Below are 23,696 nucleotides of genomic sequence, written 5' to 3' on the forward strand. Positions count from 1 at the left end.
GAATCACTCAGCCTGGTAACGGGGGAACACACCGGACGGTGCCGGCAGGACGGTGCCTGGTTTCAGGCGGGCGCCGGCGGCGGCGATGGTCCGCGCGTCGGCATCCTGGCCCAGCAGATCGAGAAGCTTGGCCGTCGAGTCGGGCATGACCGGCTGGGCCAGCAGCGCGGCGATCCGCACCACCTCCAGCGTCGTATAGAGCACGGTGCCGAAGCGCTGCCGGTCGTCGGCGGAGTCCGACTTGCGCAGCACCCACGGCTCCTGCGCCGAGAAGTATTTGTTCGCCTGGCCGAGCACCGACCAGATGGCCTCCAGAGCGAGATGCATTGCCACGGCGTCGAAGTGCCCGCGCACCCGGTCGGGCAGCGCGTCGGCGGCGGCCAGCAGTTCGCGGTCGTCGGCGGTCAACTCGCCCGGTTCGGGGACGATCCCGTCGAGGTTCTTGGCGACCATCGACAGCGAGCGTTGCGCCAGGTTGCCCAGTTCGTTGGCCAGGTCGGCATTGATCCGGCCGATGATCGCGTCTTCGCTGTAGCTGCCGTCCTGGCCGAACGGCACCTCGCGCAGGAAGAAGTACCGCACCGGGTCGAGCCCGAACGTGTCGACCAGGTTGACCGGGTCGACCACGTTGCCGATCGACTTGCTCATCTTCTCGCCGCGGTTGAGTAGCCAGCCGTGCGCAAACACCCTGCGCGGCAACTCGATTCCGGCCGACATCAGGAACGCCGGCCAGTAGACGGTGTGGAAGCGGATGATGTCCTTGCCGATCATGTGCAGGTCGGCAGGCCAGTACCGCTGGAAGTCGGCCGACTCGGTGTCCGGATAGCCCACGCCCGTCAGGTAATTGGTCAGCGCGTCGACCCAGACGTACATGACGTGGTCGGGGTGGTCGGGCACCGGCACGCCCCAGTCGAATGTCGTGCGCGATATCGACAGGTCGCGCAGGCCGCCGGAGACGAAGCTGACGATCTCGTTGCGCCGCGTTTCGGGTTCGATGAACTCCGGGTGCTCGCGGTAGTGGGCCAGCAGCCGGTCGGTGTAGGCCGACAGCCGGAAGAAGTACGTCTCCTCCTCGGTCCAGGTCACCGGCGCGCCGGTCTCGGCGGCGACCCGCACGCCGTCGGGGCCGACGGTGGTCTCGGCTTCGGTGAAGAACCGCTCATCGCGGACCGAGTACCAGCCCTTGTACGAGTCGAGATAGATGTCGCCGGCGTCGTTCATCCGCTGCCAGATCGCCTTGGACGCCTCGTAGTGGTCGGCGTCGGAGGTGCGGATGAACCGGTCGAAGGAGATGTTGAGCTTTTCCTGCAGCCGCTGGAACACGTCGGAGTTGCGCCGCGCCAGCTCGGCGGTCGGCACACCTTGGGCCTTGGCCGCCTCGGCCATCTTCAACCCGTGGACATCGGTGCCGGTCAGATACCGCACGTCGTAGCCGTCGAGCCGCTTGAACCGGGCAACCGCGTCGGTGGCGATGTACTCGTAGGCGTGCCCGACGTGCGGATCGCCGTTGGGATAGGCGATCGCGGTGGTGATGTAGAAAGGCTCGCTCATTTGAAGTCAGCTTATGGTGTGGCTGTGAGCCAGAAGCGTTCAGGCAGGAGCGGGCCGCCGCCCGCCCCGGAACCGCTGAGCCCGCTGATCGATGCGCACACCCACCTCGATGCCTGCGGGGCCGGCGACGCCGCCAGCATCCGCGCCATCGTCGACCGCGCCGCCGCCGTCGGCGTGCAGGCCGTCGTGACCATTGCCGATGACCTCGATTCGGCGCGCTGGGTGACCGAGGCGGCCGACGCCGACGAGCGGGTCTACGCGGCCGTCGCGCTGCACCCGACCCGCGCCGACGCGCTCACCGGTGAGGCGAGAACCGTCGTCGAGCGGCTGGCCGGCCATCCGCGCGTCGTCGCGGTCGGCGAGACCGGCCTGGACCTGTACTGGCCAGGCAAACTCGACGGCTGCGCGGATCTGGCCACCCAGCGCGAGGCGTTCGCCTGGCACATCGACCTGGCCAAGCGGACCGGTAAGCCGCTGATGATCCACAACCGCGAAGCCGACGCCGAGATCCTCGACGTGCTGGCCGCCGAGGGGGCGCCCGACACCGTGATCTTCCACTGCTTCTCGTCGGGTCCGGAGATGGCGCGTACCTGCGTCGACGCCGGCTGGCTGCTGAGCCTGTCGGGCACGGTCAGCTTCAAGAACGCCAGGGATCTGCGGCAGGCGGCGGCGCTGATCCCGGCCGGTCAGCTGCTGGTCGAGACCGACGCGCCGTTCCTCACCCCGCATCCGTTCCGCGGTGCACCCAACGAGCCCTACTGCCTGCCCTACACCGTGCGTGCGCTCGCCGAGATCCTCGGACGGCCCGCGGAGGACCTCGCGGAGGAGACGACATCGACGGCGGCGCGCGCCTACGGCCTAGCGAGTTGCTGCCCCTGACGCTCTCCGTTACCGTCCTGTAATCGAAACGGAAGCGCCACCAGGCAACGGCGCGCCGTCTGATAGTCGGAGTTAAACGACGTTTTGAATACATTCAGCAAGATCCATGAAGCGCGCTCGCCGTTGTTGCGTCTCCTGGTCGGAGCGACGCTGCTCGCCCTGGTCTTCGCGGGGGGTGTGGCGGTCTCGGCGCACAAGACCGTCACGCTGACCGTCGACGGCGCGTCCACGACCGTGGCCACGATGAAGTCCCGCGTCATCGACGTGGTCGAGGAGAACGGCTTCGAGGTCGGCGAACGCGACGATCTCTTCCCGGCCGCCGACGAGGCGGTCGGTCAGTCGGACACGATCGTGCTGCGCCGCAGCCGGCCGCTGCAGGTGTCGCTCGACGGCGAGAACAGCAGGCAGGTGTGGACCACCGCGTCCACCGTCGACGAGGCGCTGGCCGAACTCGAGATGACCGACAAGGCGCCCGCGGCGGCCTCCCGGGGCAGCCGTGTTCCGTTGGCGGGGATGTCGCTGCCGGTCGTCAGCGCAAAGACCGTGCACATCAACGACGGCGGTGCTGTGCGCACCGTCACACTGGCCGCGCCGAACGTGGCGGGTCTCCTCGAAGCGGCCGGCGCACCGCTGCAGCAACGCGACGAGGTGGCGCCCGCTGCGTCGGCCCCGGTGGTGGACGACATGCAGATCACGGTCACTCGCAACCGGATCGAGAAGGTCACCGAGCGGGTTCCGTTGCCGCCGGTGATGACCCGCATCGAGGACCCGACGATGAACCAGAGCCGCCAGGTCGTCGAGAACCCCGGAACACCGGGTCTGCAGGACGTGGTGTTTGCGATAGCAAAGCTCAACGGGACCGAGACCGGCAGGCTGCCAGTAGCCAATGTCGTTCTCACACCGGCCCGCGACGGAGTGCTGCGGGTAGGCACGAAACCGGGCACCGAGGTGCCGCCGGTGAGCAACCCGGCGACGTGGGACGCGCTCGCGCGGTGCGAAGCGGGAGGTAATTGGGCTATCAACACCGGCAACGGTTTTTACGGTGGCGTCCAATTTGACCAAAACACATGGGAGCGCAACGGGGGTCTGAGGTATGCTGCGAGGGCCGATCTGGCAACAAGAGAAGAGCAGATCGCAATTGCTGAAGTCACTCGGGCGCGGCAAGGGTGGGGCGCGTGGCCGACTTGTAGCGGGAGGATTGGGGCGCGCTGACCATTCGACTACTCGGGCGGACCGAGATAAGACACCTGGCGAAAGAGATTGACTTCAGGCCGCGCAAATCGTTCGGCCAGAACTTCGTCCACGACGCCAACACCGTACGCCGCATCGTGTCGGCGTCCGGGGTCAACCGGCATGACCATGTGCTCGAGGTCGGACCCGGACTCGGCTCCCTGACGCTGGCCCTGCTGGACCGGGGCGCGCGGGTGACCGCGGTCGAGATCGACCCCGTGCTGGCCCGACAACTTCCTACCACGATTGCTGAGCACTCGCACAGCGAGATCAATCGGCTGACCGTCCTCAACCGCGACATCCTGCAGCTCCGCAAGGCGGAACTGACCGAGGAGCCGACGGCTCTGGTGGCCAACCTGCCGTACAACATCGCCGTGCCCGCGCTGCTGCACCTGCTCGCCGAGTTCCCCTCGATCCGCACCGTGATGGTGATGGTGCAGGCCGAGGTCGCCGAGCGGCTGGCCGCCGAACCCGGCGGCAAGGACTACGGCGTGCCCAGCGCGAAGGTCCGCTTCTTCGGCAACGTCCGCCGCTTCGGCATGGTCTCGCCGACGGTGTTCTGGCCGATCCCGCGGGTCTACTCGGGTCTGGTCCGCATCGACCGGTACGAGGCGTCACCGTGGCCCACCGATGAGTGGTTCAGGCAGAAGGTGTTCAGCCTGATCGACGTCGCGTTCGCGCAGCGCCGCAAGACCTCGCGTAACGCGTTCGCCGAATGGGCCGGTTCGGGCAACGAGTCGGCGCGCCGGCTGCTGGCCGCCAGCATCGACCCGTCGCGCCGCGGTGAGACGTTGTCGATCGCGGACTTCGTCCGGCTGCTGCAGCGCTCCGGTGAAGCCGAGAAGCCGGCGGTCGAGAGTGCCGACGAGCAAGGATCCGTCGGCGTCCTGTAGATCACTGCAGCGCGCGGACGATCAACGCGACGAACTCGCGGCAGGACTGGTAGCGGTCGGAAGGCGCCTTCGCCAGCGCCTTGGCGATGATCGAGTCGAAAGCCCTTGGCAGCCAGTCATGTTCGCGTGACGGACGCGGCGGCTTCTCGTACAGGTGCGCGCCGATCAGCCCCATCTTGGAGTCATACGGGAACGGCGGTGCGCCGGTGACGAGCTCCACGGCCGTACACGCCAGCGCGTAGACGTCGGTGGCCTCGGCCGGGGCGTGGCCGGTGAGCAGTTCGGGCGCCGAGTACGGCAGCGACGCCTCGACCTGAGCGGGTCGCCGGCAGATGTCGTCGCGCAGCGCGACCGCGACGCCGAAGTCGATCAGCACCGCCCGGTTGCCGTGCGAATCGATCAGGATGTTGGCGGGTTTGACGTCGCAGTGCACGATCGCGTGGTTGTGCGTGTGGTCGAGCGCATCGGCGATCTGGCTCAGCGCGCCCAGGCGCGCCCCGATGGTCGGCAGCCGCGCGATCGCGCCACCCGAGATCAGCTCCATCGTCAGCCAGCCCGGGCCACGCTCGTAGGTCTTGACGATGTGAGGGTGGTCGAGCGCATGGGCGAAGTCGAACTCCCTGCGCAGGCGTGCCACCTCGGCGAGATTCCGGCGGTCGTCGAGGATCTTCAGCGCCCGCACCCGCGCCGGATTGTCGGCGTCGTGGACGCGGTAGACGGCGGCCGATCCGCCGTGGCCGACGGCCGCGTCGACGACGTACCCGTCGAACCTTTCGCCCGCCGAGAGCACGGAACCGACCTTAGTCCGGGGGAGCTTCGCGCCCCGGCGAGCACCGGCGTCTTCGTCGTTTCGCGATACTGTCGTGACGTGCCCGGCTGGAACGGAAACACCGCCTCGGAGTGGGTGCCCACCGGATCGGTGACCGTGCGGGTGCCCGGCAAGGTCAACCTCTATCTCGCGGTCGGCGACCTCCGCGACGACGGCTACCACGATCTGACGACGGTCTTTCACGCCGTCTCGCTGCTCGACGAGGTCACGGTCCGCCACGCCGACGTGCTCTCGCTGGAGATGACCGGCGAGGGCGCGGAGTCGCTGCCCGTCGATGAGCGGAATCTGGCCTGGCGCGCCGCCGAACTGATGGCTGAGCACGTCGGCCGCGCACCGGATGTGGCGATCAGCATCGAGAAGTCGATCCCGGTCGCCGGCGGCATGGCCGGCGGCAGCGCCGACGCCGCCGCCGTGCTCGTCGCGATGAACACGCTGTGGGAACTCGGGGTGCCGCGCCGCGACCTGCATGCGCTGGCCGCTCAACTGGGCAGCGACGTACCGTTCGCGCTGCACGGCGGCACCGCGCTGGGCACCGGCCGCGGCGAGGAACTCGCGACGGTGCTGGCCCGTACGACGTTTCACTGGGTGCTGGCGTTCGCCGCGGGCGGGCTGTCCACACCGGCGGTGTTCGGCGAGTTGGACCGGCTGCGCGACGCCCCCGACCGCGACGCGCCGCCGCGCCTCGACGACGCCGAACCGCTGCTGTCCGCGTTGGCGTCCGGCGACCCGAACGAGCTCGCGCCGCTGCTCGGCAACGACCTGCAACCCGCGGCGCTCAGCCTCGATCCCGGCCTGCGCCGGACCCTGCGCGCCGGCGTCGACGCGGGCGCCCTGGCCGGCATCGTCTCGGGCTCCGGGCCGACGTGTGCGTTCCTGTGCGCGTCGGCGGGCATGGCCGTCGACGTCGGCGCCCAGCTGGCCGGCGCCGGGGTGTGCCGCACGGTGCGGGTGGCCAGCGGCCCGGTGCACGGCGCCCGGGTGGTCCCCACCCCGTCGACGGCCTAATCCTCTTCCTGCTGCGCCGAGCGTCGGGTTTTTGGTGGGTTTCGGCCGATTTTGCGTGAGAAGTCCGACGCTCGGCGCCACGGACCGGAGAGCCGACGGCCTAGCTTCTGCGGGACGACGATGTGTGAGCCAGGCCTCAATAATCGCGACAGTTTGGCAGCTACTTAAGAGTTGCATAAGATGGCCCCCGGTGAGAATCAGCGGTCGAGCATGGAACGCGGCTTCTTCGCCCGCCGGTAGCAGCGGCGGGCGTGTCGTCAGATCCCGCCACGATTCCGGAGCATCACCGATTCGAGACACAACCGCTCCCCAAATGTGTGCGCGCCTACGCATAAGCGCCGCTGATCAGGCGGAGCATTATCCCGGGGTCTTTGCTCTGGAGCCGAGGAGGTCGTCGTCGTGAGCCGATTCACCGAGAAGATGTACTACAACGCCCGCACCGCCAAGACGGGCATGGTCACCGGTGAACCACACGAGCCCGTCCGGCACACCTGGGGTGAGGTGCACGAGCGCGCCCGCTGCATCGCGGGTGGTCTGAAGAAGGCCGGCATCGGCCCCGGCGACGCGGTCGGCGTGCTGGCCGGCTTCCCGGTCGAGATCGCCCCCACCGCCCAGGGCCTGTGGATGCGCGGCGCCAGCCTCACCATGCTGCACCAGCCCACCCCGCGCACCGACCTCGTCGTCTGGGCCGAGGACACCATGAACGTCATCGGCATGATCGAGGCCAAGGCCGTGATCGTCTCCGAGCCGTTCCTGGTCGCGATCCCGGTGCTCGAGGAGAAGGGCATCAAGGTCCTCAAGGTCGCCGATCTGCTGGCCTCGGAGCCCACCGACCCCGTCGACGTCGGCGAGGACGACCTCGCGCTGATGCAGCTGACGAGCGGCTCGACTGGATCTCCCAAGGCCGTGCAGATCACGCACCGCAACATCTACTCCAACGCCGAGGCGATGTTCATCGGCGCCGAGTACGACGTCGAGAAGGACGTCATGGTCAGCTGGCTGCCCTGCTTCCACGACATGGGCATGGTCGGCTTCCTCACCATCCCGATGTACTTCGGCGCGGAGCTGGTCAAGGTCACGCCGATGGACTTCCTGCGCGACACGCTGCTGTGGGCCAAGCTGATCGACAAGTACAAGGGCACCATGACCGCGGCGCCGAACTTCGCCTACGCGCTGTTCGCCAAGCGGCTGCGGCGCCAGGCCAAGCCCGGCGAGTTCGACCTGTCGACGCTGCGCTTCGCGCTGTCCGGCGCCGAGCCCGTCGAGCCCGCCGACGTCGAGGACCTGCTCGACGCCGGTAAGCCGTTCGGCCTGAAGCCCGATGCGATCCTGCCGGCCTACGGTATGGCCGAGACGACGCTGGCTGTGTCGTTCTCGCCGTGCGGCGCCGGCTTGGTGGTCGACGAGGTCGACGCCGACCTGCTGGCCGCGCTGCGTCGCGCCGTGCCGGCCACCAAGGGCAACACCCGCCGGCTGGCCTCGCTGGGACCGCTGCTGCGCGACCTCGAGGCCCGCGTCATCGACGAGCACGGCAACGTCATGGCGCCGCGCGGCGTCGGCGTCATCGAACTGCGCGGCGAGAGCCTGACGCCTGGCTACATCACCATGGGCGGCTTCATCCCCGCGCAGGACGAGCACGGCTGGTATGACACCGGCGACCTCGGCTATATCACCGAGGAAGGCAACATCGTGGTGTGCGGCCGCGTCAAGGACGTGATCATCATGGCGGGCCGCAACATCTATCCGACCGACATCGAGCGCGCCGCGTGCCGCGTCGAGGGTGTCCGGCCGGGCTGTGCGGTCGCCGTGCGCCTCGACGCCGGGCACTCGCGGGAGACGTTCGCCGTCGCGGTCGAGTCGAACTCCTGGCAGGACCCGGTCGAGGTGCGCCGCATCGAGCACCAGGTCGCCCACGAGGTGGTGGCCGAGGTCGACATGCGGCCCCGCAACGTCGTGGTCCTCGGCCCGGGCACCATCCCGAAGACCCCGTCGGGCAAGCTGCGCCGCAGCAACTCGGTCTCCCTGGTCACCTAAACCCTGGCGAGCAGACGCAAACTGCCCTGGAAACCTCGCGTTCCGGGGCAGTTTGCGTCTGCTCGGCAGGTAACGGGCTGTCGGGAAATCCCGATACCGTTCTCGACATGCAATTCGCCATCGAAGCCCTCGACCTGGTGAAGCGGTTCGGCGACGACGCCAGACCCGCCGTCGACGGCGTCAGCTTCACCGTCGCGCCCGGCACCGTGCTCGGCCTGCTCGGGCCCAACGGCGCGGGCAAAACGACCACCGTGCGGATGATGACGACGCTGACCGCGCCCACCAGCGGCACCGCCCGCGTCGCCGGCTACGACGTCGTGCGCGAACCCGACGCGGTGCGCCGCAACATGGGCCTGACGGGTCAGGTCGCCACGGTCGACGAACTGCTCACCGGTCGCGAGAACATCCGGATGATCGGCGGGCTGTACGGCATCCGCCGCAAAGACCTCAAACAGCTGGGTGATCAACTGCTGGAACAGTTTTCGCTCACCGATGCGGCCGACCGGGTGGTCAAGTCGTACTCGGGCGGGATGCGCCGCCGCCTCGACCTGGCCGTCAGCCTGCTGGCGTCGCCGCCGGTGCTGTTCCTCGACGAGCCCACCACCGGACTGGACCCGCGCAGCCGCAACGAACTGTGGGACGCGCTGCGCGCCCTGGTCCGACAGGGCACCACGCTGCTGCTGACCACGCAGTACCTCGAGGAGGCCGACCAGCTGGCCGACAACATCGTGGTGATCGACAAGGGCCGCATCATCGCCGAAGGCTCACCGCTGCAACTCAAACAGCAGGCGGGCAACGCCAGCCTCGTCGTCACCGTGACCAAAGCCGAGGACCTACCTGCCGCGCAGGCGCTGCTGGCCAAGACCGGCGCCGAAGTGTTCGTCGACACCGGTGCGCGTGAATTGACCGCGACGGCAGAAGGACTCGACGACATGGTCCGGGTGGCCGGCTGGCTGCGCGACAGCAACATCGCCGTCGACGACATCGGGCTGTCCCGCCCGAGCCTCGACGACGTCTTCCTGTCGTTGACCGGGCACCGCAGCGAGGAAGAGGTCGACGCATGACAGCCCTGCAGACACCGGCACCCGACCGGGTCCAGCCCGTACCGACGCACCCCACGAACATCGCCCAGCAGTCGTGGATCATGGTCAAACGCAACATGATCCACACCAAGCGGATGCCCGAGATGCTGAGCGACGTGACCGTGCAGCCGATCATGTTCGTGCTGCTGTTCGCGTTCGTGTTCGGCGCGTCGATCGTCAACCCCGGCGGAACCAACTACCGCGAGTTCCTGCTGCCCGGCATCCAGGCGCAGACCATCGTGTTCTCGGCGTTCGTCGTCGCGTCGGGGATCACCGCCGACGTCGAGAAGGGCATCATCGACCGGTTCCGGTCGCTGCCGATCTCGCGGTCGTCGGTGCTGATCGGGCGCAGCATCGCCAGCCTCATCCACTCGTCGCTCGGCGTGCTGGTGATGGCGTTGACCGGGCTCGCCATCGGGTGGCGCATCCGCAACAGCGTGGCCGAGGCGGTGCTGGCGTTCGCGTTGGTGCTGCTGTTCGGGTTCGGGATGATCTGGTTCGGCATCCTGATCGGCTCGCTGCTGCGCACCGTCGAGGCCGTCAACGGGGTGATGTTCACCACGCTGTTCCCGATCACGTTCCTGGCCAACACCTTTGTGCCCACCGAGCCGATGCCGCACTGGCTGCGGGTGATCGCCGAATGGAACCCGGTGTCGTCGCTGGCGCAGGCGATGCGCCAGTTGTGGGGCAACGGCGGACCGGCCCCCGAAAGCGCCCAGTTACCGCTGCACCACCCGGTGCTGGCCACCGTCATCTGGTCGCTGGTGCTGACGGCCGTCTTCGCGCCGTTCGCGCTGCGCGCCTACGCCCGCCGCACCGCCGACTAGGAACCGACCGCCGCGACGGTCCACGCCGGCAGGATCGGCGCGCGGGTCAGGAAGTGGTCGGCCTGCCCGGTCGCGCGCAGCAGCGCCTGCGTCCGCAGGATGCAGCAACCCATGCGCACCATCGCGAAGATCTCGTACCACCGCAGGTGCTGCAGCGGTCGGCCCAGCAACTGTTCGTAGCGGCGCACGACCTCGTCGCGGCTGTCGAAGCCCGGCAGTTCCGGGTCGAGGTCGAGGCCGTTGACCTCGAGCATCTGCCTGCGCGTCGCCAGCCACCACGCGAAGTCGGCCTCGGCCGGGCAGATGCAGGCCTGCTCCCAGTCCAACGCGCCGACGATCTCGCCGGTGTCGTCGAAGATCGCGTTCGACAACCGGGCGTCGCCCCAGCAGATGCTCAGATCGGTTGGCTCCGAGGGCATGTGACGCGTCAGCCAGTCGAACGCGGTGCTCATCAGTTCCGGGACGGCGCCGTCGGTGCCCCACCGGACGTACTCGCGCCACCAGTCGAGTTCGGGCCCGACGCCGACCCCGCCGGGCCGCGCCAGCCAGGCGGCCTGCTCGACGGGCACGCGGTGCAGTCGCGCGAGGGTCTGCAGGAACGAGTCGTGGGCGGTCCGCTGCACGGCGACACCCGCGTCGTGCAACCACCCGCGCGTCGCGTACGACGTGTCCGACGGAGTGTGGCCGACGATGCGCGGCATGACAAGGAACTTCGACCCGATCCACGCCGGGTCGGGTTCGTAGCGCAGCGGCGCGGGGGTGGCGATGCCGTACCCGTGCAGCAGCTCCTGGGTCGCCACCTGCGAGGCGAGGTCGTAGTCGGGGAAGATTCCGCCGCCGGCCGGCGGGATCCGGATCACGTACTCGGCGGACCGGCCGTCGGTCGTCACCGAGAACACCAGGCATTCGCTCGACCATCCGGCGGACCGGTTGGCGGCCCGCAGTTCCGAGACCGCCACCTCACCGTCGGTCTGCGCGGCGAACCAGTCGCGCAGCCGATCCCGGGTGGCGGCCAGGTCACGCTGGACAAGGGCGATGCCGGCCATGGGAAGAGCGTTACATGGCGCGTTGCCCATGTAAAGAGCGAAGGTGTTACGTCCGGGTGCGCAGCTGTAATACATTGACCGGGTGTCCTCGCCTCCGGCCGTGTTCGGTGACCTCGACGATCGCACCCGCCCACTCGCGGTGCTCGTGCACGGTTTCCCCGACACCCCGTTCACCTGGCGCCACCTCGGACCGGTGCTCGCCGAGCACGGATACCGCGTGGCGGCGCCGTGGCTGCCCGGCTACGACGCGCCGGCCGGGCGGCCGATCAGCGTCGGCACGTACGCGCGTCACATCCTCGACACCGCCGAAAGGTACGGGGCCGACGAGCGCGCGGTGCTGATCGGACACGACTGGGGCGCCCAGGCCGGGTACGGCGCAGTCGTCGCGCAGCCGCACGCATTCGGGCGGTTCGTCGCGCTGGCCGTTCCGCCGATCGCCGCGCTGTCCGGGCTGTTCGGCTACCGGCAACTCAAGCGGTCGTTCTACGTGTGGTTCATCCAGCAGGTCGGCCTCGCGGAGCCCGCGCTGCTGGCGCCGGGCTTCTGGGAGTCGTTGTGGGCCGATTGGTCGCCCGGCTACGACGCCACCGCCGACGTCGAGGAACTGCGCCGACACGTCGGGCCCGACAACATCGCCGACGTCATCGCGCCGTACCGGGCCTCGTTCCAGCCGGACTTCGCCGATCCGGACGCGGCGACCGAGGCCGAGGCGGCGGCCCACCCGCCGCCGGTCCCGACGCTGTACCTGCACGGCCGCACCGACGGCGCGATCGGCGTCGACGCCATCGCCGAGCTGAGCGGGCACTTCCCGGCACCCGGGTCGTCGGCCGAGATCGTCGACGACGCAGGGCATTTCCTGCACCTCGAGCGGCCGGACCCAATTGCCGAGCGGATCCTGGACTGGCTCGCGGTCAGGTGACCGACCGGCCCGCGGCATGCCGCAGTTCGGCGAGGAACTGCTCGGAACTGCCGTCGCCGAGCAGGTAGTGGCACACCGCGATCCGCACCACGGCGGCGGCTGCGACGTCGCGGTGCTCACCGGGAATGATCCGGGCGACCCGCTCATGCATGATCGGCAACACCCGTTTCATCTGCTGCAGTACATGCTCGGGTTCGACGTCGGCCAGTGAACCCAGCGAGTAGGTCCGCTGGAACTCGACGATGAACCGCAGCGCGGCGTCCAGACGGTCCGGCCCCACCAGGCCGGTCACCGCGGCCGCGATGCCGGCATCGAAGTTGTCCTGCTCGTAGAGCGCAAACGCCTCGAGCAGTCCTTGCTTGGAACCGAAGTGCCGGTAGAGCGTCGGCCGCGAGACGCCGGCCTCGGCAGCGACGTCGGACAACTGCAGACGGCGCCGCCCGGCGCGAGCCAGCACCACGAACGTCGCCGCCAGGATGCGGCGGCGCGTGGACTGCTCGGCAGCACCGGAAACCGTCATTGCCATCCTTTACATATAACCACGCAAATGTCACACTGAGTCCCACGTCGAGCCTGGTTCATGTTAAGCCGGGCGCGAAGGAGAACATTTCGGTGACCGACCTCGTGATCCGCAAGATCGGCTGGGATTTCGACGCGACGGTCCCGTTCATGTGGCAACCGCAGAACCCGGACTTCGGGCTGTTCTGCAACGCGTTCACGTTCATCGCGGTGCCGTTCGAGCGTTACATCGTCGGCGCAGTGCGCAGGGCCGGGGATCAATTCACCGGCGAGGTCGCCGAAGAGGCCGACGCGTTCCTCAAGCAGGAGGCCCAGCACGCCGCGGCGCACCGCAAACACATGCTGGCGCTGATCGCCCGGTATCCGGAGCTCGAACAGTGCTACGCCGAGTCGTGCGCCGCCTACGACGCACTGCTGGAATCCGAATCCGTCCAGTTCCACCTCGCCTACATCGCCAACCTCGAAGCCACATTCACGCCGTTGTTCAAAGTCATTCTCGACAACCGTGATTCGCTGTTCGACGGGGGAGACGCGCGGGTCGCGTCGCTGATGGTGTGGCATTTCGTCGAGGAGATCGAGCACCGCAGTTCGGGGCTGGTGCTGAGCCGGAATGTCAGCCCCGGCCGGTGGTACCGGGTCAAGCACATTCGGCACACCTTCAGCCACGTCGCGGGCATCGCCAAGGACATCGCGGTGGCGTTCGACCGCATCGTTCCGTTCGAGGACCGCGGCGCCTCCACCGTCGACCTGCTCTCCGGGGACTTCCTCTCCGGTGAGCTCAAGAACCGCCTCCCGATCCGACGCGGCGCCCGCACACCGTCGATCTTCGCCACCGTGCCGACCCGCGAGCTGGCGAGGATGCTCTGGCGCCTGGCGTTGTCGCAGACGCCCTACCACGACCCGGCCGATCAGCCGCTGCCGCAGTGGGCCGAGACCTGGATGCGGGCCTACGACCGCGGGACCGACATGACCAGGTTCGTCGGCGCGCAGCCCACAGGAGAAAGGTGACCCCATTTGCTGTCCACCAACTACGGCGGGCTGGTGCCCGAAGACGAGCTGCTGACCCACCAGATCGTCGACACCTTCGCCACGGTGAGCCAGTCGGACCCGTCGTGGACCGAGAAGATCTGGACCATCGCCCACGCCCGTGACAACTCGCTGCAATTGGTACTCGGCGTCGGAAAGTACACCAACAGAGGCGTTTTCGACGGTGCCGCCGGAGTGTGCCGGGGCACCGAACAGTGGACGGTGCGGGCGGGTCGCCGGCTGGCGTCGGACCCGTCGGCCACCGACGTCGGACCGATCCACTACCGGGTGGTGGAACCGCTGCGCGCCGTCCGGGTCAGCCTCGACGCCAACGACCACGCGCCGATCGCCTTCGACGTGGAGATGCGCGGCAGTTTCGTTGCGGCGCTTGAGGATCCGTGGCCCGACCGCAGCCCCGACGGATACCGCGTCAGCCACAACGTGTTGCGCTACCACCAGATCGGCTCCGCGTCGGGTTGGGTGGAGGTCGACGGCGACCGCACCGAGGTCAGCGACTGGATCTCGATACGCGACCACTCCTGGGGCCTGCGACCCGGTGTGGGTAAACCGATCCCCGGCCTGCCGCGCGGCGGGCGCAGGATCAAGCAGATGTTCATGACGTGGCTGCCGATGACGATGACCCGCCCGGACGGTTCCTCCTACTCACTGTTCGTGATGTACCAGGAGGAACGCGGCGACGGGTTCCTCGAGGTCCGCAGCCAGGCCGAACAGCAGAACGACGACGGCACATCGCACAGGTTCGCCGCCGTCGAACAGGATCTGCACTTCAACGACGACAACCGTCGGTTCACCCACGGCACGGTCACGCTGATCGACACCGACGGTTCGCGACGCCCGCTGACCGTCACCGCGGCCGGTCCGACCGGCTTCCACCTGGGCACCGCCGGCTACTACGGCTGGAACGACTGGGTGTACGGCGAGTGGGTCGGTGAGTTGAAGGTCGAGGGGAACCACGTCACCGACTGCGACGCCCCGGCCAACGCTAGCAAGCTGCATCAGCTGCGGGATCTGCTCGTGCGCGTCGACGACCCGGTCGGCGGCGGGTCGGGGCTGGGCAACGCCGAGACCTTCGCGCTCGGCGCGTTCCCCGAGCGCGGCCTGACAGCGGAGAACTCCTTCCTCTGAGTATTGTGTACTATACCCAGCATGGTTCAGCCGATCCCTGCGCGCATCGCCGACCACCCCACCGTCCGGGCGGTGCGGGGACGGCCGCGGCGCAGGCCCGAGCTTCTCGACGCCGCCTGGTTGCGGCAGCTGTGCCTAGACTCCGGCGCCGACGACGTCGCGTTCGCCAGCGTCGACAACCCTGAGTTGGCCTCCGAGGCCGAACACGTCGATGCCGCCCTGCCCGGCGCGCGCAGCTACATCTCGCTCGTGGTGCGGATGAACCGCGACAACGTGCGCTCCACCGCGCGCAGCGTGGCCAACCAGGAGTTCCATCGCAGCGGCGAGCTGATGAACGAAGCCGCGCACCGCATCACCCGCGCACTGCAGGAAGCCGGGTACCGCGCGATCAACCCGTCGATGTCGTTCCCGATGGAGATGGACAAGTTCCCGGGTCGGATCTGGGTGGTCGCGCACAAACCGGTCGCGGTAGCCGCCGGCCTCGGGGTGATGGGTATCCACCGCAACGTCATCCATCCCAAGTTCGGCAACTTCATCCTGCTCGGCACCGTGGTGGTGGACGCGCCGATCACCGAGTACGGTGAGCCGCTGGACTATTCGCCGTGCCTGGAGTGCAAGCTGTGCGTCGCGGCGTGTCCGGTCGGTGCGATCGGCAAGGACGGCGACTTCGACTTCATGGCCTGCTCGGTGCACAACTACCGCGAGTTCATGGGCGGATTCACCGACTGGGCGCAGACCATCGCCGACAGCGAGGACGCCGCCGACTTCCGTTCCCGCGTCAGCGATTCGGAGAACGCGTCGATGTGGCAGAGCCTGTCGTTCAAAGCCAACTACAAAGCCGCCTACTGCCTGGCGGTGTGCCCAGCCGGGGAAGACGTCATCGAGCCGTATCTCGAGGACCGCAGAGGTTTCATGGACCTGGTGTTGCGGCCGCTGCAGGACAAGAAAGAGACGCTCTACGTGCTGCCGGACTCGGCGGCCAAACAGCACGCCGAACGCCGGTACCCGCACAAGACCGTCAAGGTCGTCGACAGCGGGGTGGCCGGACGCTGAGGGCCGATGCGGAATACATCCGCGCCGGAACGGCGTTTGCTCATGGCATGACGACCAAACTGCCGCTGAGTCGGCTCCTGATCATGGTTGCGGCAGCGTTGATCTCGGGGTTGATCTCGGGTGTGACGCTGGCGGCACCCGCAGCGGCGGCACCGACCGGCGAATGCGCCGACATCCAGGTCGTTTTCGCCAGGGGCACCGGCGAACCCGCGGGCATCGGCCGGGTCGGCCAGTCTTTCGTCGACGCGCTGCGGCCACTGACCCCGAACAGGTCGGTCGACGTCTACGCGGTGAACTACCCGGCGACCCGCGACTTCCTGCGCGCCGCCGAGGGCGCCAACGACGCCAGCCTGTTCGTCCAGAACGTCGCGGCCGCCTGCCCCGACACCGACATCGTGCTCGGCGGCTACTCGCAGGGCGCCGCCGTCATCGACGCCATCGCGATCGCGCAAACCCCGACGCTGGGGTTCAGCCAGATCATGCCGGCGGACGTCGCCGATCGCGTCGCGGCCGTCGCGGTCTTCGGCAACCCGTCGATCCGCCTGCTCGGCGGCCCGCTGACCACGCTGAGCCCGCTCTACGGACCCAAGACCATCGACCTGTGCAACGGCGCAGACCCGGTGTGCTCCAACGGAAACGACGTCGCCGCGCACAGCCTCTACGGCGAGTCGGGGCTGACCGCGCAGGCCGCGCAGTTCGTGGCGGGCCGGCTGAGCGCAGCCCCGATCAGCACGCTGTCGGGTCGCGGCTGACCGCTCACCCCCAGGCGTGCACCACGTTCTGCGCGGGTTCGAGCCCCTGGGACACCAGCAGTTCGGTGGCGTCGGCGGCCTGTTCGCAGATCGTCGGCACGTCCTTCCACTCGGTTGAGGTGAAGGTGCTCAGCACGAACTTCGCGCCGTCCATCCGGCCCGGCGGCCGGCCGATCCCGATCCGGACCCGCTGGAAGTCGTTGCTGCCCAACGCCGCACCCACCGAGCGCAGCCCGTTGTGGCCGGCCACCCCGCCGCCGACCTTCAGACGGATGCGGCCGAAGTCGATGTCGAGCTCGTCGTGGATCACCACCACGTCGGCGGGCGCCACCGAGTAGAACTTGGCCAGCGGCCCGACCTGGCGGCCCGACTCGTTCATGTAGGTCCGCGGTTTGGCCAGTACGACGGCCCGGCCGCCGAGGCGGCCGGTGGCCACCTCGGCGCCGGACTTCTTGTGCACCTTGAACCCCGAGCCGATCCGGTCGGCGAGGATGTCGGCGACCAGGAACCCGAGGTTGTGCCGCGTCGTCGCGTACTGCGGTCCCGGGTTGCCCAGGCCGACCACCAGATGGGGTTCGGCCACGGGTGACTACTCGGACTCTTCGGCGGGCGCCGCTTCGGCGGAGTCGCCCTCTTCGGCGGCCGCGGCAGACTCGGCGGCGGGCTCCTCGGTGGTGCCCTCGGCCTCGAGGTCTTCGGCGGTCGGCGCGGCGACCACGTTGACCACCAGCGAGTCGGGGTCGGTCACCAGTGTCACACCGGACGGCAGCTCGATCGCGCCGGCCGTGAACTGGGTGTTGACCTCGGCGCCTTCCACGGAGACGGTGATGTTCTCCGGGATCGACTGCACGTCGGCCTCGACCTCGATGGTGTTGAGCTCCTGGGTGACCAGCGTGCCCGGCACGGCGTCGCCCTCGACGACGACGTTGACCTCGACGTTGACCTTCTCACCGCGCCGCACGACCAGCAGGTCGGCGTGGGTGATGCTGCGGCGGATCGGGTGGATGTCGAGCGCCCTGGTCAGCGCCAGCTGCTCGGTGCCCTCGATGTCGAGGGTGAGCACCGCGTTGGTGCCGGCGTGGCGCAGCACCGCGGCGAAGTCGCGGCCGTCGAGCTCGAGGTGCTGCGGGTCGGTGCCGTGACCGTAGAGCACCGCGGGCACCTTGCCGGCGCGACGGGCGCGGCGCGATGCGCCCTTGCCGGTCTCGGTGCGCACCGTTGCGGTGAGGTTGTTGGGGGCGTTCTTCGCCATGAGGGGATGCTCCTGTCGTGTCGCTCGGCACGGCCAGGGCTCAACCACTCGAAATGGTTCGCGTCGATAACGGTGGCCTACGGAAGCCAGCCACCCTCGCCGTGATCAGCAGCCAGAGTAGCGCCAACCTGGGGGTTCGCCCAAATCAGAGTGGGAACGCGGTGCCGGTGAGCTGCTCGGACAGCTCCCACAGCGCGGTCGCGGTGCGGCCGTCGCGGGCCAGCGGGCTGCGGATCGGGGTCGGCCCGACCGGGCCGCGGCTGGCGAACCGCGGACCGACGAACGTGTCGCCGGGGATGTCCTCGGCCGCGGCGTACAGCGACGCGCGGGCGCCGTACTCCGGCTTGGTGGCGAACAGCCGGTTGTTGGCCAGCCAGATCCGGGTGCCGAACCGGCTGCCGGTCTGACCCTGCAGGTTGGTGGCCGAGTAGCCCGGATGCGCGGCGACGGCACGCACCGGCGATCCGGCCGCGCTCAGCCGCCGCTGCAGCTCCTTGGTGAACAGCAGGTTCGCCAGCTTCGACTGGCCGTACGCCGGCCATGCGAGGTACGGGCGGGCCTTCCAGTTGAGGTCGTTGAGGTTGATCCGGCCGAACATGTGCATGATCGACGACACCGTGACCACCCGGTCGCTGATCTTGGGCAGCAGGTGATTGGTCAGCGCGAAGTGGCCGAGGTGGTTGGTGCCGATCTGGCTTTCGAAGCCGTCGCGGGTCAGCGCGTACGGCACGGCCATGATGCCGGCGTTGTTGATCAGCACGTCGACGGCGTCGACCCCGTCGGCGAACGCCCGCACCGACGCCAGGTCCTGCAGGTCCAGTTCGCGGACCTCGGTGTCGCCGCCGATCTGCCGCGCGGCCTGCTCACCCTTGGCGGTGTTGCGCACCGCGAGGACGACGTGGGCGCCGACGCGGGCCAACTCCTGCGCGGTCACCAGCCCGAGGCCGCTGTTGGCGCCGGTGACGATGACGGTGCGCCCGGCGAACGAGGGCAGATCGGCGGCAGTCCAGTCGCTCATGGGCCCCACCCTAGCGACCCCTGTTCCGCGAAACGGTATTTCAGCAGGCCGCTACTAGCGCTTTCCCTGCGTCGATGCAGTCTCGCGGAGGCTATGCACAAGCCGTACCCGAATGGCTGCGCAGTTGTCGGTGCGGGGGAACAGCATCGACTCATGGGGGAGATATTCATCGGGTCCGACGCCGTCGCGAGCGGCACGGTTACCCGTCATGAACTCGCGCGGTGGTATCGGCCGATCTACCCGAACGTCTACGCCGCGCGCGGTGAGCAGCTCACAGTCCGCGACCGGGCCGTCGGCGCTGTGCTGTGGTCGAAACGTCGCGGCATCCTCACCGGCATCGCCGCCTCCGCGCTGCACGGCGCGGAATGGGTCGACGCCGACGTCCCCGTCGAGTTGGTCTACCACTGCACACGTCCCCCGACCGGCATCGTGACGCGCAATGAACGCATCGAGCCCGACGAACTCGGTTGGCAGCACGGCGTGTTGGTCGCTACGCCGGCACGCACCGCTTTCGACCTGGGTCGGCATCTGCGGCGCGGCCACGCGATAGCGCGGATGGACGCGCTGATGCGGGCCCGGCCGTTCTCCGCCGAGGACGTGCTGCTGTTGGCGAAGCGGTATCGCGGTGCCCGTGGCGTCAAGCAACTCAAGGCGGCGCTGCCGCTGGTCGACGGGGGCGCGGCGTCACTTCGGGAGACCTGGCTGCGGCTACTGCTCATCGACGCGGGCCTGCCGACGCCCAAGTCCCAGGTGCCGATCTATGACCACGACGGCCGGTTGCTGCGAACCTCCGACCTCGGCTGGGAGGACCTGATGGTCGTCGCTGAGTACGACGGCGATCAGCACCGGACCGATCGCCCCTAGTCCCGAGCCCGAAACTGCACTCACGCAGGACTCTCTCGCACTTTGTCTGCTGGAATACCGTTTCGCGGCAAGGGGGCGGTCACTACGGCGGCGGCGGGGCGCCCGGCACCGCGACGGTGAACCCGCTGATGATCTTCTCGATGTCGGGGGCCTGCTCGGCGGCCTTATCGGCGAATCCGGTGACCGTGAACTGCACCAGATACCGCTGCCGGGCCGGCGGCGCGCCGGTCGCGATGACGATCCGGTTGTAGGTGTGCATCCGGGTGCCGTTGAGGTCGTAGCTGCCCTCGATCATCGCCGACGGGAAACCCTTGAAGTCGTCCATAGAGGCGTTGAGCCGCTTGAAGTTCTGCGACATCTCGGCGTCGACGTAGCCGTGCTTGACTGCCTCGCGGGGGTCGAAGTCGCCGGTCAGCTTCATCACCACCAGCATCGCGATCGGGTAGGTCTCACCCTTGGCGATCACCCGCGTACCCGGCGCGAAGTTGGTGTTGAAGTACGGCTCCCAACCCGCCGGTGTCGGGAAGCTGACCGTCAGATCCTTGAGCTTGTCCGGGAACGCGGTCTCGCCGACGACGCCGTTCTGCTCGAGGAACACGGCGACCGGCACCGGCTTGTCGTCCTCCGGCGCGGCCGAGGACGGCGCCGGCGACGACGACGTCGACCACACCGACTGGTAGTTGGGCGGCTCCGTCCCGCAGCCGGCCGCCAGAACCACCGCGGCGACCCCTGCTACCAGTCCAAAGCCTGCCCGGCTCACAGAATCTCGCGCACCGCGTCGATCGGCCGGGCCAGCCGGGTGCCCTTCGGGGTCACCACGAACGGACGCTCGATCAGGATCGGGTGCTCGGCCATCGCGTCGAGCAGTTCGTCGTCCGAGGCGTCAGCCAAACCCAGCTCGCTGTACAGGGATTCGCGTTTACGCACCGCGGTGCGCACGTCGATGCCGGCGTCGCGGATCATCGTCTCGAGTTCCGCGCGCGTCGGCGGCGTCTTGAGGTACTGCACGATCTCGGGCTCGATCCCGTTCTCGCGCAGCAGGTCGAGGGTCTTACGCGAGGTGGAGCACTTGGGGTTGTGGTAAATGGTCGAAGACATCTATGCCGACCCGTCGAAAAGGCTTGTCACCGAACCGTTGTCGAACACCGCGCGGATCGTGTTGGCCAGCAGCGGCGCGATCGACAGCACGGTCAGCTGCGCGAACCGCTTGTCCTCGCCGATCGGCAGCGTGTTGGTGACGATCACCTCGCAGGCGCCGGAGTCGGCCAGCCGCTCGCGGGCCGGGTCCGACAGCACACCGTGGGTGGCCGCGATGATCACGTCGCCCGCGCCGTCGGCCTTGAGCAGCTTGACCGCGCCGGCGATGGTGCCGCCGGTGTCGATCATGTCGTCGGTCAGCACACACGTCTTGCCCCGCACGTCGCCGACGACGCGGTTGGACACCACCTCGTTGGGTTTGAGCGGGTCGCGGGTCTTGTGGATGAACGCCAGGGGAACGCCGCCCAGCGAGTCGGCCCACTTCTCGGCGACGCGCACCCGGCCCGAGTCGGGGGAGACGACGACCATGTCGTGGTGCGAGTAGTTGTCGGCGATGTAGCCGGTGAGCAGCTTCTGCGCCCGCATGTGGTCCACCGGGCCGTCGAAGAAGCCCTGGATCTGGTCGGTGTGCAGGTCGACGGTGACGATCCGGTCCGCGCCAGCGGTCTTGAGCAGATCGGCCACCAGCCGCGCCGAGATCGGTTCGCGGCCGCGGTGCTTCTTGTCCTGCCGGGCGTACGGGTAGAACGGCAGGATCGCGGTGATGCGCTTGGCGCTGCCGCGCTTGAGCGCATCGATCATGATCAGCTGTTCCATCAGGTGCTGGTTCAGCGGTGCGGGATGGCTCTGCAGTACGAATGCGTCGCAGCCGCGGACGGATTCGTCGAAGCGGACGAAGATCTCGCCGTTGGCGAAGTCGCGTGCGGTCTGCGCGGTGACCGGTACGTCGAGTTCCTTGGCCACCTGCTCAGCCAGTTCCGGGTGCGCCCGCCCCGAGAAGAACATCAGATTTTTGCGGTTGTCGGTCCACTCGGTGCCCACGGTGCGCCCTCAAGGTCGGAGTCGATACCGGACAATCGTACGTAGGTTCACGCGCACCTTGTGCCCGGGTGGCCCGAACATGAACAATTCCGTGCGATATCACGCATCGTCGTCGTCATTCGCCGCCGCTGCCGCGTCTGATGCGACGGCCGCCGCCGCCGCTGCCGCTGACGCGGAGTTCGGCCGGTTGCGCGCCACCCACCCCTCGATGTTGCGCTGAGACCCCGCCGACACCGCGAGCGCGCCCGGCGGCACGTCCTGGCGGACCACGGTGCCCGCGCCGGTGTAGGCGCCGTCGCCGACGGTGACCGGGGCGACGAACATGGTGTCCGAGCCGGTGCGCACGTGTGAGCCGATCGTGGTGCGGCTCTTGGTCTCTCCGTCGTAGTTGACGAATACGCTCGACGCGCCGATGTTGCTGTGCTCGCCGATGTCGGCGTCGCCGACGTACGTCAGGTGCGGCACCTTGGTGCCGGTGCCCAGCGTCGCGTTCTTCGTCTCGACGAACGCGCCGAGCTTGCCGTCGGCGCCCAGCACGGTGCCCGGCCGCAGATAGCTGAACGGCCCGACCGTCGCCCCGTCGCCGATCACCGACGAACTGCCGTGCGTGCGGCAGACCGTCGCCCCGTCACCGACCGTGACGTCGGCCAACGTGGTGTCGGGCCCGATCTCGCAGCGGCCGCCGATCCGGGTGCCGCGGTGCAGCTGACAACCCGGTTTGACGACGGTGTCGCGGCCGATCGTGACGTCGACGTCGATCCACGTGCTGGCCGGGTCGATCACCGTGACCCCGGCGCGCTGATGGGCGGCGACGATGCGCCGGTTCAGTTCGCCGCCGAGTTCGGCCAGCTGCACGCGGTCGTTGACGCCGGCCACCAGCATCGCGTCGTCGACGTGCTTGGCGCGCACCGGCCTGCCGTCGGAGCGCACGATCGCGATCACGTCGGTCAGGTACTGCTCCTGCTGGGCGTTGTCGGAGCGCAACCGGCTCAGCGCAGGCCGCAGCGCCGTGACGTCGAACGCGTACACACCGGCGTTGACCTCGGCGATGGCCTGCTGCGACGGGCTGGCGTCGGCCTGCTCGACGATGCCCATCACCTCACCGTCCTGGGTGCGCAGGATCCGGCCGTAGCCGGTCGGGTCGGGCAGCGTGGTGGTCAGCACCGTGGCCGCCGCGGGGGACGGGCCGGTGTGGGCGGCGATCAGGGCGCCCAGCGTGTCGGCGTCCAGCAGCGGCACGTCGCCGGAGGTGACGACGACGGTGCCCGCAAAGTCGGGCGGCAGCGCCGAGAGCCCGCATTCGACGGCGTGGCCGGTGCCCATCTGCTGCTCCTGCACCGCGGTGACGATGCGGCGGCCCAGGTCGTCGGCCAGCGCCTCGACCGCGGGCGTCACCCGTTCGCGGTCCTTGCCGACTACCACGATCAGATGCTCGGGCGCCAGCTCGGCCACCGCGTGCAAAACGTGCGCCAGCATGCTGCGCCCGGCCAGCGTGTGCAGGACTTTCGGGGTGTCCGAGCGCATCCGGGTACCGGCCCCGGCCGCCAGGACCACGACCGCGGTCTCGCGATGCGCGATGTTCATAGATTGCTCCGTCGCCAGGACTCGAACCTGAACTATCTGAACCAAAATCAGAGGTGCTGCCGATTACACCACGACGGATCGATCAACTCGTGATGCTAGTCGAACGCA

Annotated in this window: 24 protein-coding genes and 1 tRNA gene; 13 read left to right on the top strand and 12 right to left on the bottom strand. The window is 68.7% G+C overall.

Going from position 1 to position 23,696, the window contains the following annotated elements; all coding sequences use genetic code 11:
• Nucleotides 1-3: 3 nt before the first annotated feature.
• Nucleotides 4-1,551 (bottom strand): methionine--tRNA ligase, encoded by a 1,548-nt coding sequence (gene metG / locus BHQ18_RS20485; protein WP_069415471.1) that lies wholly within the window; start codon nucleotides 1,549-1,551, stop codon nucleotides 4-6.
• A gap of 24 nt (nucleotides 1,552-1,575) precedes the next feature.
• Here metG and BHQ18_RS20490 point away from each other — a divergent pair, with 24 nt between their 5' ends.
• From BHQ18_RS20490 to rsmA, 3 genes are all read left to right on the top strand, one after another.
• A complete protein-coding gene (locus BHQ18_RS20490) occupies nucleotides 1,576-2,430 on the top strand; it encodes a TatD family hydrolase (RefSeq protein WP_069415472.1) in 855 nt (284 codons plus the stop codon).
• An 84-nt stretch (nucleotides 2,431-2,514) separates the two neighbouring features.
• Complete coding sequence (locus tag BHQ18_RS20495) at nucleotides 2,515-3,642, top strand: resuscitation-promoting factor (protein ID WP_069415473.1); 1,128 nt, start codon at nucleotides 2,515-2,517, stop codon at nucleotides 3,640-3,642.
• Nucleotides 3,639-4,553 (top strand): 16S rRNA (adenine(1518)-N(6)/adenine(1519)-N(6))-dimethyltransferase RsmA, encoded by a 915-nt coding sequence (gene rsmA, locus BHQ18_RS20500; protein WP_069415474.1) that lies wholly within the window; start codon nucleotides 3,639-3,641, stop codon nucleotides 4,551-4,553. The genes BHQ18_RS20495 and rsmA overlap by 4 nt, the downstream gene beginning before the upstream one ends.
• A gap of 1 nt (nucleotide 4,554) precedes the next feature.
• On the opposite strand, the gene BHQ18_RS20505 is transcribed toward rsmA, so the two are convergent.
• A complete protein-coding gene (locus tag BHQ18_RS20505; protein ID WP_069415475.1) occupies nucleotides 4,555-5,343 on the bottom strand; it encodes a serine/threonine-protein kinase in 789 nt (262 codons plus the stop codon).
• A 78-nt stretch (nucleotides 5,344-5,421) separates the two neighbouring features.
• Here BHQ18_RS20505 and BHQ18_RS20510 point away from each other — a divergent pair, with 78 nt between their 5' ends.
• The 4 genes from BHQ18_RS20510 to BHQ18_RS20525 all read left to right on the top strand — a co-directional run bounded on the left by BHQ18_RS20510 (nucleotide 5,422) and on the right by BHQ18_RS20525 (nucleotide 10,330).
• The gene (locus tag BHQ18_RS20510) at nucleotides 5,422-6,387 is read left to right on the top strand and encodes a 4-(cytidine 5'-diphospho)-2-C-methyl-D-erythritol kinase (protein ID WP_069415476.1); all 966 of its coding nucleotides are present in this window, start codon (nucleotides 5,422-5,424) and stop codon (nucleotides 6,385-6,387) included.
• Nucleotides 6,388-6,786: 399 nt separating this feature from the next.
• Entirely contained in the window at nucleotides 6,787-8,421 is a 1,635-nt protein-coding gene (locus BHQ18_RS20515) for a fatty acyl-AMP ligase (RefSeq protein WP_069415477.1), read from the top strand.
• A 107-nt stretch (nucleotides 8,422-8,528) separates the two neighbouring features.
• A complete protein-coding gene (locus BHQ18_RS20520) occupies nucleotides 8,529-9,485 on the top strand; it encodes an efflux ABC transporter ATPase subunit, DrrA-related (protein ID WP_069415478.1) in 957 nt (318 codons plus the stop codon).
• Nucleotides 9,482-10,330, top strand: coding sequence for an ABC transporter permease (locus tag BHQ18_RS20525; protein WP_069415479.1), 849 nt, complete (start codon nucleotides 9,482-9,484; stop codon nucleotides 10,328-10,330). Before BHQ18_RS20520 ends, BHQ18_RS20525 begins: the two co-directional genes overlap by 4 nt.
• Here BHQ18_RS20525 and BHQ18_RS20530 read toward each other — a convergent pair.
• Nucleotides 10,327-11,376, bottom strand: a complete 1,050-nt coding sequence (locus tag BHQ18_RS20530) for a phosphotransferase family protein (RefSeq protein ID WP_069415480.1) — start codon at nucleotides 11,374-11,376, stop codon at nucleotides 10,327-10,329. The genes BHQ18_RS20525 and BHQ18_RS20530 overlap by 4 nt on opposite strands.
• Nucleotides 11,377-11,458: 82 nt before the next feature.
• Here BHQ18_RS20530 and BHQ18_RS20535 point away from each other — a divergent pair, with 82 nt between their 5' ends.
• Nucleotides 11,459-12,295 carry an alpha/beta fold hydrolase gene (locus tag BHQ18_RS20535; RefSeq protein ID WP_069415481.1) on the top strand — a complete coding sequence of 279 codons (837 nt, stop codon included), beginning with the start codon at nucleotides 11,459-11,461 and terminating at the stop codon, nucleotides 12,293-12,295.
• Here BHQ18_RS20535 and BHQ18_RS20540 read toward each other — a convergent pair.
• Nucleotides 12,288-12,815: a TetR/AcrR family transcriptional regulator gene (locus BHQ18_RS20540; RefSeq protein ID WP_109789358.1), complete on the bottom strand. Its 528-nt coding sequence runs from the start codon at nucleotides 12,813-12,815 to the stop codon at nucleotides 12,288-12,290. The two genes, BHQ18_RS20535 and BHQ18_RS20540, sit on opposite strands and share 8 nt — an antisense overlap.
• Nucleotides 12,816-12,907: 92 nt before the next feature.
• Here BHQ18_RS20540 and BHQ18_RS20545 point away from each other — a divergent pair, with 92 nt between their 5' ends.
• The 4 genes from BHQ18_RS20545 to BHQ18_RS20560 are packed head-to-tail and all read left to right on the top strand — an operon-like array spanning nucleotide 12,908 to nucleotide 16,791.
• A complete protein-coding gene (locus BHQ18_RS20545; RefSeq protein ID WP_069415483.1) occupies nucleotides 12,908-13,822 on the top strand; it encodes a metal-dependent hydrolase in 915 nt (304 codons plus the stop codon).
• A 6-nt stretch (nucleotides 13,823-13,828) separates the two neighbouring features.
• Nucleotides 13,829-14,986, top strand: coding sequence for an Rv3169 family protein (locus BHQ18_RS20550; protein WP_069415484.1), 1,158 nt, complete (start codon nucleotides 13,829-13,831; stop codon nucleotides 14,984-14,986).
• A 21-nt stretch (nucleotides 14,987-15,007) separates the two neighbouring features.
• Nucleotides 15,008-16,039, top strand: a complete 1,032-nt coding sequence (locus tag BHQ18_RS20555; RefSeq protein ID WP_069415485.1) for an epoxyqueuosine reductase — start codon at nucleotides 15,008-15,010, stop codon at nucleotides 16,037-16,039.
• A 47-nt stretch (nucleotides 16,040-16,086) separates the two neighbouring features.
• Nucleotides 16,087-16,791 carry a cutinase family protein gene (locus BHQ18_RS20560; RefSeq protein ID WP_069415486.1) on the top strand — a complete coding sequence of 235 codons (705 nt, stop codon included), beginning with the start codon at nucleotides 16,087-16,089 and terminating at the stop codon, nucleotides 16,789-16,791.
• Nucleotides 16,792-16,795: 4 nt separating this feature from the next.
• Here the strand turns inward: BHQ18_RS20560 and pth are convergent, their stop codons facing one another.
• The 3 genes from pth to BHQ18_RS20575 all read right to left on the bottom strand — a co-directional run bounded on the left by pth (nucleotide 16,796) and on the right by BHQ18_RS20575 (nucleotide 19,061).
• Nucleotides 16,796-17,374 (bottom strand): aminoacyl-tRNA hydrolase, encoded by a 579-nt coding sequence (gene pth / locus BHQ18_RS20565; RefSeq protein ID WP_069415487.1) that lies wholly within the window; start codon nucleotides 17,372-17,374, stop codon nucleotides 16,796-16,798.
• A gap of 6 nt (nucleotides 17,375-17,380) precedes the next feature.
• The gene (locus BHQ18_RS20570; protein ID WP_069415488.1) at nucleotides 17,381-18,043 is read right to left on the bottom strand and encodes a 50S ribosomal protein L25/general stress protein Ctc; all 663 of its coding nucleotides are present in this window, start codon (nucleotides 18,041-18,043) and stop codon (nucleotides 17,381-17,383) included.
• Nucleotides 18,044-18,188: 145 nt separating this feature from the next.
• Entirely contained in the window at nucleotides 18,189-19,061 is an 873-nt protein-coding gene (locus tag BHQ18_RS20575; protein WP_069415489.1) for an oxidoreductase, read from the bottom strand.
• Between the two features lie 153 nt (nucleotides 19,062-19,214).
• On the opposite strand from BHQ18_RS20575, the gene BHQ18_RS20580 reads away from it, so the two are divergent.
• Nucleotides 19,215-19,925 (top strand): type IV toxin-antitoxin system AbiEi family antitoxin, encoded by a 711-nt coding sequence (locus tag BHQ18_RS20580; protein ID WP_069415490.1) that lies wholly within the window; start codon nucleotides 19,215-19,217, stop codon nucleotides 19,923-19,925.
• A gap of 82 nt (nucleotides 19,926-20,007) precedes the next feature.
• On the opposite strand, the gene BHQ18_RS20585 is transcribed toward BHQ18_RS20580, so the two are convergent.
• The 5 genes from BHQ18_RS20585 to BHQ18_RS20605 form a co-directional block, all read right to left on the bottom strand.
• Nucleotides 20,008-20,643 (bottom strand): LpqN/LpqT family lipoprotein, encoded by a 636-nt coding sequence (locus tag BHQ18_RS20585; RefSeq protein ID WP_234794250.1) that lies wholly within the window; start codon nucleotides 20,641-20,643, stop codon nucleotides 20,008-20,010.
• 38 nt (nucleotides 20,644-20,681) lie between these two features.
• Nucleotides 20,682-21,023: an arsenate reductase (glutaredoxin) gene (gene arsC / locus BHQ18_RS20590; protein WP_069415492.1), complete on the bottom strand. Its 342-nt coding sequence runs from the start codon at nucleotides 21,021-21,023 to the stop codon at nucleotides 20,682-20,684.
• Nucleotides 21,024-22,004, bottom strand: a complete 981-nt coding sequence (locus BHQ18_RS20595; protein ID WP_069415493.1) for a ribose-phosphate diphosphokinase — start codon at nucleotides 22,002-22,004, stop codon at nucleotides 21,024-21,026. It lies immediately after the preceding gene.
• 99 nt (nucleotides 22,005-22,103) lie between these two features.
• Nucleotides 22,104-23,588 (bottom strand): bifunctional UDP-N-acetylglucosamine diphosphorylase/glucosamine-1-phosphate N-acetyltransferase GlmU, encoded by a 1,485-nt coding sequence (gene glmU / locus BHQ18_RS20600; RefSeq protein WP_069415494.1) that lies wholly within the window; start codon nucleotides 23,586-23,588, stop codon nucleotides 22,104-22,106.
• A 6-nt stretch (nucleotides 23,589-23,594) separates the two neighbouring features.
• Nucleotides 23,595-23,666, bottom strand: a tRNA-Gln gene (locus BHQ18_RS20605).
• Nucleotides 23,667-23,696: the final 30 nt, after the last annotated feature.

The organism is Mycolicibacterium flavescens (assembly GCF_001722335.1).
GTDB lineage: Bacteria > Actinomycetota > Actinomycetes > Mycobacteriales > Mycobacteriaceae > Mycobacterium > Mycobacterium flavescens.